Raw genomic sequence first — 9,914 nt, forward strand, 5'->3', positions numbered from 1 at the left:
CGATCTGCTACGAGCAGCTGGTCGGCGCGTCCAGCCTGAAACCCGAGCTGATCGCGGGTCTGGACATCCTGATCATCCGCGAGCTGACGGGCGACATCTACTTCGGCCAGCCGCGCGGCCGCCGCATCGCCACCGATGGCCATTTCCCCGGCGCGGAAGAGGCCTTCGACACGATGCGCTACAGCCGCCCGGAGATCGAGCGCATCGCCCACGTTGCCTTCCAGGCCGCCCGCCAGCGCAGCAAGCGCGTGACGAGCGTGGACAAGGCCAATGTGCTGGAAACCTTCCAGTTCTGGAAGGACGTGGTCACCGAAGTGCACAAGGACTATCCGGACGTCGCGCTCGACCACATGTACGTGGACAACGCGGCCATGCAGCTCGTCAAGGCGCCCAAGAAGTTCGACGTGCTCTTCACCGGCAACATGTTCGGCGACATCCTCTCGGACGAGGCGGCGATGCTGACTGGATCGATCGGCATGCTCCCTTCGGCGTCGCTGAACGCGAAGGGCCAGGGCCTGTACGAACCCAGCCACGGCAGCGCGCCGGACATCGCCGGCAAGGGGGTGGCCAATCCTCTGGCTACAATCCTGTCCGCTGCCATGATGCTCCGATATTCACTCCAACAGCCCGAGGCCGCCGACCGCATCGAGTCGGCTGTCCGTGCTGTGCTGGCCGAAGGCTATCGCACGCCCGACATCTGGTCGGAGGGAACGACGCGAGTGGGCACGCGCGAGATGGGGGACGCGGTCGTGGCCGCCATCACCCAGGGCATTGAAGGCATTACCAAGAGCTGACCAGCTCCGCCTCGTCTCGCCCAGACCTTTCAACCCCGGCGATGCGAGTCGACGGGGAAGGTCGAATATCCGGAAAAGGGCATCACATGAAACTCGTAGGATTGGTCGGATGGCGCGGCATGGTCGGCTCCGTCCTGATGGACCGCATGCAGGCCGAGGGCGATTTCGGCCTGATCGAGCCGCTGTTCTTCTCGACGTCCAATGCCGGTGGCGCTGCCCCGGCGATGGCGAAGAACGAGACGAAACTCCAGAACGCGTATGACATCGAGGCGCTCAGGCGCTGCGAGATCATCATCACCGCGCAGGGCGGCGACTACACCACCGAGGTGTTCCCCAAGCTGCGTGCGGCGGGCTGGAACGGCCACTGGATCGACGCGGCCTCGACGCTGCGCATGGAATCCGACGCCGTCATCATCCTCGACCCGGTCAACATGCCCGTCATCCAGGACGCGCTGGCCAAGGGCGGCAAGAACTGGGTCGGCGGCAACTGCACCGTGAGCTGCATGCTGATGGGTGTGGGCGCGCTCTACAAGGCCGGTCTGGTCGAGTGGATGAGCACCCAGACCTACCAGGCGGCTTCCGGTGGTGGCGCCCAGCACATGCGCGAACTGCTGACGCAGTACGGCACGCTCAACGCCGAAGTGCGTGCACTGCTGGACGATCCGAAGAGCGCCATCCTGGAGATCGACCGCAAGGTGATCGCCAAGCAGCGTGCCCTGACCGGTGCCGAGACCGCGAACTTCGGCGTGCCGCTGGGCGGCTCGCTGATTCCGTGGATCGACAAGGATCTGGGCAACGGCCAGTCCAAGGAAGAGTGGAAGGGCATGGCCGAGACCAACAAGATCCTGGGTCTGGGCGAAGGGTTTGACTTGGCCCCGATTCCGGTCGATGGTTTCTGCGTGCGTGTCGGTGCGATGCGCTGCCACAGCCAGGCGCTGACCTTCAAGTTGAAGAAGGACGTGCCGGTGGCCGACCTGGAAGCCATGATCGCTGCTGACAACCAGTGGGTGAAGGTGGTGCCGAATACCCGCGAGGCCACCATCCGCGATCTGACGCCGGTGGCGGTGACTGGCACGATGACGATTCCGGTCGGCCGCATCCGCAAGCTGGCGATGGGTCCGGAGTATGTCGGGGCATTCACCATCGGTGACCAGTTGCTGTGGGGCGCTGCCGAGCCGCTGCGCCGCATGCTGCGCATCCTGCTGGATGCCTGATCGGTATTGACTGGTGCCCGTTGCCGACTGGCAACGGGCATATTTTCAGTGACGGTAATCGTGCGAGATGCTCGGAATGTCAGGCAGAGCATGAGCTTGTCTTTGTATCTGCTTGATGCTATTGTCTTTTCAGACATTTTGAGCGGTTATTGCTCGTATTGACTGGTGCGAAAAAACGGAATGGTTCCATGATTCGCAGCTTGGGAGACGCCTTGAATACCCAGACGAAGCGCACGGGGCGTTTGGCTCTGAGAGAAGTGGCGGCCGTGGTCGCGGTGGTTGCAGCACTTGGTGCGGCGCCATCGGCCTGGTCCTTGAGTCTCGGCCGCTTGAGCGTTCAATCCGCCTTGGGCGAATCGCTGCGGGCCGAGATCGACGTCACCAGCCTCACGCCGGACGAATCCGCCAATCTGCGGGTGCGTGTTGCACCGCCGGATGCCTACCGGATTGCCGGCGTTGACTACAACGCCGTTCTGCCATCCACCGCGGTGTCGCTGCAGCGCCGTGCCGATGGCACACCCTATCTGAGAATCAGCAGCGATCGTTCCGTCCAGGAACCGTTTGTCGATGTGATCCTGGAATTGTCCTGGTCCAGCGGCCGTCTGCTGCGCGAATACACGTTGCTGTTCGATCCGCCGTCGGTGGCACGTGCGCCAGCGGCTCCGGCGACGCCGGCCGTGGTGGCAGCAGTGCCCGCACGGCCGACGAAGGCAGAACTGGCTGCATCCGCCGCGGCCGAAGCAACCGCTCGCGCCGAAGCGATGAAGCGGGCGACACCAGCGCCGGTTCCCAGCGAAGCGACCGAGCCGGTGCCGCTCACCAAGGCGCCTGGCCGCCGACCGGCGGCCCCTGCCCCAGCGCCTGCTGCGGACGTCGCAACAGCGGGCACCGGGACGGCATACCGCGTCAAGTCGGGCGACACCCTGTCGAACGTCGCCAGCAAGTTGCAGGTTGAGGGCATTTCCCTGGACCAGATGCTGGTGGGCCTGTACCAGGGCAATACACAAGCCTTCATCGGCAACAACATGAACCGGCTGCGCTCCGGGGCTGTGCTGACGGTTCCGTCGGCACAGCAACTCGGCAGCGTCGATGCCCGCGAGGCCCGGCGCCTCGTCCATGTGCAGAGTGCCAATTTCAACGCATATCGCCAGCGGCTGGCAGGTGCTGTGCCCGAGCAGACCAAACCGGTCGAGCCGACCCGCAAGTCAGGCGGCCAGGTCCGTACGGAAGTGGTCGAAAGTGGTGCGGCCGGTGCGGCCAAGCCGGATCGACTGCAACTCGACAAGCCGAAGACCACTGGCAAGGGCCAGGCTGCGACGCCCGAAGAGACTGTTGTCAAGCAACGGGCCGAAAAGGAAGCCAGTTCGCGTGTCAATGAACTCGCCCGGAATCTGGATGAGCTGAAAAAACTGCAGGCCGCTTCGGGCGCGGCAGCCGCAGGCACCGGCAAGGCTGCTGCTTCCGGCCCGGCAGTCGTGGCCAAGGCCCCTGAAAAACCGGTCGAGCCGGCTTCCACACCCGTGGCGGCGAAGCCCGTGGTTCCGGCCTCTGCGCCGATGGTGGTCGCTGCGGCGTCTGCCAAGGAGCCGCTGCCGATCGTGGCCTCTGCACCCGCTCCGGCAGTCGTGGCCAGCGCTGCCTCCGCGCCGACTGTGGCGCCTGCGGCATCACGTCCGGCTGTGCCGATGGACACGGCGCCGGCCGAAGAGCCGTCGCTGATCGAATCGCTGTCCGAGAATCCGATGCTGCTGCCGGGGGCCGGTCTGATCCTGGCGATCCTGGCCGGGCTGGGCTATTACCGTCTGCGTGGCAAGAACAAGGACGAAGCCGGCGTCACGTCGTTCCTGGAAAGCCGTCTCCAGCCGGATTCGTTCTTCGGTGCCAGCGGCGGTCAGCGTGTCGACACCCGCGATGCTGCGGGCACGCCGTCGTCGATGAGTTACTCGCTCAGCCAGATCGACGCGATCGGCGATGTCGATCCGGTTGCCGAGGCGGATGTGTATCTGGCCTATGGCCGCGATCTTCAGGCCGAGGAAATCCTCAAGGAAGCGATGCGTGCCAATCCGGAGCGCCTCGCCATCCGCACCAAGCTGCTGGAGGTCTACGCCAAGCGCCGCGACACCAAGGGCTATGAGCTGCTGGCGGGTGAGCTGTACGGCCTGACCGGCGGTCAGGGCGAAGACTGGGTGCGGGCACAGGAGCTTGGCCGGTCGATCGATCCGGACAATCCGCTGTACGAGCAGGGTGGCCAACCGAATTCCGGCTATGCGTCGGAGTCCGGTGGTGGCGAGATGCTGGGTGCCAGCACCATGCCGCAATCGGTGGTTCCGGCACCCTCCCGGTTCGAGAACAGCGCGATGCCCGATCTTGATCTGGGTGCCGACACGCCGTCGGGCAGCTCGGCCTCCATTGACCTCGACATCTCGGTGCCGGGTCCGATGGACTCGCTGCCGCCGGTGTCGCGACCCATGTCGACCGGGCATGGTGTGCTCGGTGCGGCTGCCACCGCTGCTGGTGCGTTTGGCGTTGCGGGCCTGTCCAGCTCGCTGGATGCGCCGGCCGACTCGGGCCACAGCAGCCTGGATTTCGAACTCCACGATCTGCCCGAGATCAGTGAGCCGATCACGGAAGCCGGTGATCTGCAGAAGATCGACATGGGCGGCCTGTCGCTCGACTTCGATCTGCAGCCGACGACCTCGTCGGGCGGCATGGATGCCTATCCGATGCTGGTCGATGGCGAAGACGGTGATCCGCTGTCACGCAAGATCGAACTCGCCAAGGAATTCCTCGATTTCGGCGACGCCGAGTCTGCGCGCGACATGCTGCAGGAAGTGATCGAGAAGTCCGACGGGGATCTGCGCGCCAAGGCGCAGGCCATGCTGGACAAGCTGGCGTGAGGCAGTGGCCGGTGTCGTCTCTGGCGGGTGAGTGGCCTTGCGCCTCGCGCTAGGCATCACCTACCGCGGCACCGCCTACCACGGCTGGCAAAGCCAGCCAGACGGTCGCACGGTTCAGGACCACCTGGAAAAGGCGCTTTCGCAGTTTGCGGTGGCGCCCATCCAGACCGTGTGCGCTGGTCGCACGGACACGGGCGTCCACGGTCTCAACCAGGTTGTCCACTTCGACACCGACCGGGCCCGTGATCCCTTCTCCTGGGTGCGCGGCACCAACCGCTACCTGCCCGGCGACATCGCAGTGCAGTGGTGTCACCCGGTGGCCGACGACTTCCATGCGCGCAACCTGGCCCGCGGCCGGCGCTATGCCTACATCCTGGTTGAATCTCCGGTCAAGCCGTCGATCGACCGCAGTTCGGTGGGCTGGACATTCCGGCCACTCGATGCCGAGGCCATGCGCCGTGCCGCCACGCACCTGATCGGCGAGCACGATTTCTCCGCTTTCCGCTCGGCCGACTGCCAGGCGCTGTCGCCGGTGAAGCTGATGCGCGAGATCGCCATCGAGCGCCACGGGGCCTACTGGCGTTTCGATTTCGAGGCGGTGGCCTTCCTCCACCACATGATCCGCAACCTCATGGGTTGCCTGATCGCCGTCGGCACGGGCACCCGGTCCAGTGACTGGGTGGCCGAGGTGCTTGCCTCGCGCCAGCGCGAACGCGCCGCTCCGACCTTTGCCGCAGACGGGCTGTACTTTCTCGGACCCCGCTACGATGCGCACCATGGCCTGCCGACCCGCACGGCAGGATTTGACTGGCTGCCCGGCGGCTCGCAGCGCTGAGCGCTGGCCGCCCGGTTTTCACTTTCTCGCTGGTGACGTCCGATGAGCGTTTCGATTGATTTCCCGCCGTCGGGTCTGACCGTGCGGACCCGCATCAAGATCTGTGGCCTGACCCGCGATCGGGATGTCGACGACGCCGTGGCGGCTGGCGCCGATGCCATCGGGCTGGTGTTCTATGCCCGCAGCCCGCGGCACGTGTCGCTGGACCGTGCGGTGCAACTGGTGCGGCGCCTGCCGCCGTTCGTGACGCCGGTCGGGCTGTTCGTCAACGCCGGACCCGCGCAGATCGCCGAAGCCTGCGCAGCCATCCCGACCTTGCTGCTGCAGTTCCACGGAGATGAAACTCTCGCGCAGTGCGAAGCCCCTGCGCGCCCCTATCTGCGCGCCGCGCGCATGACGCCGGGCTTCGATTTGTTAAACTTTGCACAGTCCTACTGCAGCGCCCAGGCCATCCTGCTCGACGCCCACGTCGAAGGGTATGGCGGTGGCGGAAAGGTTTTCGATTGGTCTCTCATTCCGTCAGGCGTGCCCCGTCCGGTCGTTTTGTCTGGTGGGTTGAATCATGCCAATGTGACCGATGGCGTGCTTCGCGTGCGGCCCTGTGCCGTGGACGTGAGTTCCGGCGTTGAAATCGGCAAGGGCGTCAAGGACGCTGCGCTGATGCGCCAATTCTGCGAAGCGGTCCGCGAAGCCGATGCCCGACGGGCAGATGCCGACAGCGGATACTGAAATTCCCGAGAGCCACCATGTTTTCATACGACCAACCCGATGCCCGTGGGCATTTCGGGGTCTACGGCGGCAGCTTTGTCGCTGAAACCCTCAGCCACGCGCTCGATGAATTGCGCGGAGCGTACGAGCACTACCGCCACGACCCCCAGTTCATCGCCGAATTCCGGCGCGAGCTGAAGCATTTTGTCGGCCGCCCCAGCCCGGTGTACCACGCCGACCGCATGAGCCGCGAGATGGGCGGCGCGCAGATCTACCTCAAGCGCGAGGACCTGAACCACACCGGCGCGCACAAGGTCAACAACACCATCGGCCAGGCGCTGCTGGCCAAGCGCATGGGCAAGCCACGGGTCATCGCCGAGACTGGCGCGGGCCAGCACGGTGTGGCGACGGCAACGATCTGTGCGCGCTATGGCATGGAGTGCGTGGTCTACATGGGCTCGGAAGACGTCAAGCGCCAGAGTCCGAACGTCTACCGCATGCACCTGCTCGGCGCCAAGGTGGTGCCGGTCGAATCCGGCAGCAAGACGCTGAAGGACGCGCTCAACGAGGCGATGCGCGACTGGGTCACCAACGTCGAGAACACGTTCTACATCATCGGCACGGTGGCGGGCCCGCACCCGTACCCGGCGATGGTGCGCGATTTCCAGAGCGTCATCGGCACCGAGTGCCTGACGCAGATACCGGAGATGATCGCCGAGCTGGGCGGGCCAGCGGGCCGGCAGCCGGACGCGGTGATTGCCTGCGTGGGCGGCGGCAGCAACGCGATGGGCATCTTCTATCCCTACATTCCGCATGAAGGCACGCGCCTGATCGGCGTCGAGGCAGCGGGCGAGGGCATGGACACGAACAAGCACTCCGCGTCGCTGCAGCTCGGCAAGCCCGGTGTGCTGCACGGCAACCGCACCTACATCCTGCAGGATGCCAACGGCCAGATCACCGAGACGCACTCTGTCTCGGCGGGCCTGGACTACCCCGGCGTGGGCCCGGAACACGCTTACCTGAAGGACATCGGCCGCGCCGAGTACGTCGGCATCACCGACAAGGAAGCGCTGGAGGCCTTCCACTACCTCTGCCGCACCGAGGGCATCATCCCGGCGCTGGAGTCGAGCCATGCGGTTGCCTACGCGATGAAGCTGGCGAAGACGATGCGCCCGGACCAGCACATCCTGGTCAACCTGTCCGGTCGTGGCGACAAGGACATCGGCACCGTGGCCGACCTGTCGGGAGCCGATTTCTACTGCCGCCCGTCGTGCCGCGGGCAGAGCGTCAAGGGAGGTGCGCTGTGAGCCGCATCCAGACCACCTTCGCGCGCCTGGCTGCGCAGGGCCGCAAGGCGCTGATTCCCTATGTCACGGCGGGCGATCCGTACGCCGACGTGACCGTGGACCTGATGCACGGCATGGTCGAGGCCGGTGCCGACGTGATCGAACTCGGGGTGCCGTTCTCGGACCCGATGGCCGATGGTCCCGTGATCCAGCGCGCCAGCGAGCGGGCGCTGCTCAAGCACATCAGCACGGTGCATGTGCTGGCGATGGTGCGTGCCTTCCGCGAGACCGACGCCACCACGCCGGTCGTGCTGATGGGCTATGCCAATCCGGTCGAGTGCCATGGCCCGGACCGCTTCGTCGATGATGCGAAGGCGGCTGGGGTCGATGGCGTGCTGGTGGTGGACTACCCGCCACAGGAGTGCGAGGCCTTTGCCGCACGGCTGCACGCCGCCGACATGGATGCGATCTTCCTGCTCGCGCCGACCTCGACCGATGCGCGCATGGCCGAGGTCGGCCGCATCGCCACGGGCTACGTCTACTACGTCTCGCTCAAGGGTGTGACCGGCGCCGGCCACCTCGATACCGACGCCGTGGCGCGCATGGTGCCGCGCATCCGGGCGCAGGTGCACGTGCCTGTGGGCGTCGGTTTCGGCATCCGCGACGCGGAAACGGCCGTCGCCGTGGCCCGGGTATCGGACGCAGTGGTGATCGGTTCCCGTATCATCCAGTTGATCGAAAACGAACCGCGCGAGCGGGTGGTACCGGTGGCTGCCGGTTTCCTCCGCGAGATCCGTGCGGCATTGGACACGCTCCAAGGAGAAACCGCATGAGTTGGCTCGACAAGCTGCTGCCCCCCAAGATCCAGCAGACCAAACCCAGCGAGCGCCGCACGGTGCCGGAAGGTCTGTGGGTCAAGTGCGCGTCCTGCGAGACGGTGCTCTACAAGACCGACCTGGAAGGCAACCTCAATGTCTGCCCGAAGTGTGGTCACCACCACCGCATCGACGCCCGCGCCCGCCTGAATGGCTTCCTCGATGACGAAGGCCGCTACGAGATCGGCCAGGAAGTCCTGCCGGTCGATGCGCTGAAGTTCAAGGACAGCAAGAAGTACCCTGATCGCCTCAAGGAGGCGATGGAGGCCACCGGCGAAACCGATGCGCTGGTGTGCATGGGGGGCTCGGTGATGAGCATCCCGCTGGTTGTGGCTGCGTTCGAGTTCGACTTCATGGGCGGCTCGATGGGATCTGTGGTCGGCGAGCGCTTCGTGCGCGCGGTCGAGACAGCCATCGAGCAGAAGGTGCCGTTCGTCTGCTTCACTGCCACGGGTGGTGCCCGGATGCAGGAAGGCCTGCTGTCGCTGATGCAGATGGCCAAGACCAATGCGTCGCTGACCCGTCTTGGCAAGGCCAAGCTGCCCTACATCAGCGTGCTGACCGACCCGACGATGGGCGGCGTCTCGGCCGGTTTCGCCTTCGTGGGCGATGTGGTCATTGCCGAGCCCAAGGCGCTGATCGGTTTCGCAGGCCCGCGCGTGATCGAGAACACCGTGCGCGAGAAGCTGCCGGAGGGCTTCCAGCGTTCGGAGTTCCTGATCGAGAAGGGCGCGCTGGACATGATCGTGGACCGCCGCGAACTGCGTGAAACCGTCGCCCGCCTGCTGGCCATGCTGCAGCGCCAGAGCGCTGACGCAGTGTCCTGAGTCCTCGGGCTTCGCTCCGTGCTCCCGGGGGGCGTCGCAAGACGCCCCCTTCGATTTTCCGAAGAGATCTTCATGCCCCAGACCCTGTCCGACTGGCTCGCCCACTGCGAGCGCCTGCACCCCGTGACCATCGAACTCGGTCTGGACCGGGTGCAGCGCGTGCGCGAGCGGCTGGGTCTGCAGTTCGACGTGCCCGTCTACACGGTGGCCGGCACGAATGGCAAAGGGTCGACCTGCGCCATGCTCGAAGCCATCCTGCTGCAGGGCGGCTACCGCACGGCGGTCTACGGCTCGCCGCACCTGGTGCATTTCGAGGAGCGGCTGCGGCTGAATGGCGATGTTGTCCAGGCGGATGTGCTGCTGCCGCATTTCGCGGCGGTCGAGGCGGCGCGCGAAGGCGAGTCGCTGACCTATTTCGAGTTCACGACGCTGGCCATCCTGCACTGCATCGCCGCACAGCCGCTGGACGTGGTGATCC

Annotated in this window: 8 protein-coding genes and 1 pseudogene; all 9 read left to right on the forward strand. The window is 65.7% G+C overall.

Annotated features, from left to right (window positions below; translation table 11 throughout):
- Positions 1 to 794 (forward strand): 3-isopropylmalate dehydrogenase (gene leuB / locus AB3X43_RS07415; RefSeq protein WP_369429219.1); only part of this gene is annotated, 794 nt, incomplete at its 5' end.
- A gap of 86 nt (positions 795 to 880) precedes the next feature.
- The gene (gene asd / locus AB3X43_RS07420; protein ID WP_369429220.1) at positions 881 to 2,008 is read left to right on the forward strand and encodes an aspartate-semialdehyde dehydrogenase; all 1,128 of its coding nucleotides are present in this window, start codon (positions 881 to 883) and stop codon (positions 2,006 to 2,008) included.
- A 188-nt stretch (positions 2,009 to 2,196) separates the two neighbouring features.
- Entirely contained in the window at positions 2,197 to 4,905 is a 2,709-nt protein-coding gene (locus AB3X43_RS07425) for a motility hub landmark protein FimV (RefSeq protein ID WP_473965081.1), read from the forward strand.
- Between the two features lie 37 nt (positions 4,906 to 4,942).
- Complete coding sequence (gene truA / locus AB3X43_RS07430) at positions 4,943 to 5,740, forward strand: tRNA pseudouridine(38-40) synthase TruA (protein ID WP_369429222.1); 798 nt, start codon at positions 4,943 to 4,945, stop codon at positions 5,738 to 5,740.
- Between the two features lie 42 nt (positions 5,741 to 5,782).
- Positions 5,783 to 6,469 carry a phosphoribosylanthranilate isomerase gene (locus AB3X43_RS07435; protein ID WP_369429223.1) on the forward strand — a complete coding sequence of 229 codons (687 nt, stop codon included), beginning with the start codon at positions 5,783 to 5,785 and terminating at the stop codon, positions 6,467 to 6,469.
- 17 nt (positions 6,470 to 6,486) lie between these two features.
- Complete coding sequence (gene trpB / locus AB3X43_RS07440) at positions 6,487 to 7,755, forward strand: tryptophan synthase subunit beta (RefSeq protein ID WP_369429224.1); 1,269 nt, start codon at positions 6,487 to 6,489, stop codon at positions 7,753 to 7,755.
- Positions 7,752 to 8,567 carry a tryptophan synthase subunit alpha gene (gene trpA / locus AB3X43_RS07445; protein ID WP_369429225.1) on the forward strand — a complete coding sequence of 272 codons (816 nt, stop codon included), beginning with the start codon at positions 7,752 to 7,754 and terminating at the stop codon, positions 8,565 to 8,567. The genes trpB and trpA overlap by 4 nt, the downstream gene beginning before the upstream one ends.
- Positions 8,564 to 9,436 carry an acetyl-CoA carboxylase, carboxyltransferase subunit beta gene (gene accD / locus AB3X43_RS07450; RefSeq protein WP_369429226.1) on the forward strand — a complete coding sequence of 291 codons (873 nt, stop codon included), beginning with the start codon at positions 8,564 to 8,566 and terminating at the stop codon, positions 9,434 to 9,436. The genes trpA and accD overlap by 4 nt, the downstream gene beginning before the upstream one ends.
- Positions 9,437 to 9,508: 72 nt before the next feature.
- Positions 9,509 to 9,914: pseudogene (locus tag AB3X43_RS07455) on the forward strand (bifunctional tetrahydrofolate synthase/dihydrofolate synthase); the annotation flags it as partial.

Origin of the sequence: Sphaerotilus sp., from assembly GCF_041083715.1 — a bacterium.
GTDB lineage: Bacteria > Pseudomonadota > Gammaproteobacteria > Burkholderiales > Burkholderiaceae_C > Sphaerotilus.

Excerpts from the sequence above, each read along its gene's own strand:
- AB3X43_RS07425 (WP_473965081.1), top strand. The coding sequence starts at position 2,197 with ATGATTCGCAGCTTGGGAGACGCCTTGAATACCCAGACGAAGCGCACG.
- asd (WP_369429220.1), top strand. The coding sequence starts at position 881 with ATGAAACTCGTAGGATTGGTCGGATGGCGCGGCATGGTCGGCTCCGTC.
- trpB (WP_369429224.1), top strand. The coding sequence starts at position 6,487 with ATGTTTTCATACGACCAACCCGATGCCCGTGGGCATTTCGGGGTCTAC.
- accD (WP_369429226.1), top strand. The coding sequence starts at position 8,564 with ATGAGTTGGCTCGACAAGCTGCTGCCCCCCAAGATCCAGCAGACCAAA.
- AB3X43_RS07435 (WP_369429223.1), top strand. The coding sequence starts at position 5,783 with ATGAGCGTTTCGATTGATTTCCCGCCGTCGGGTCTGACCGTGCGGACC.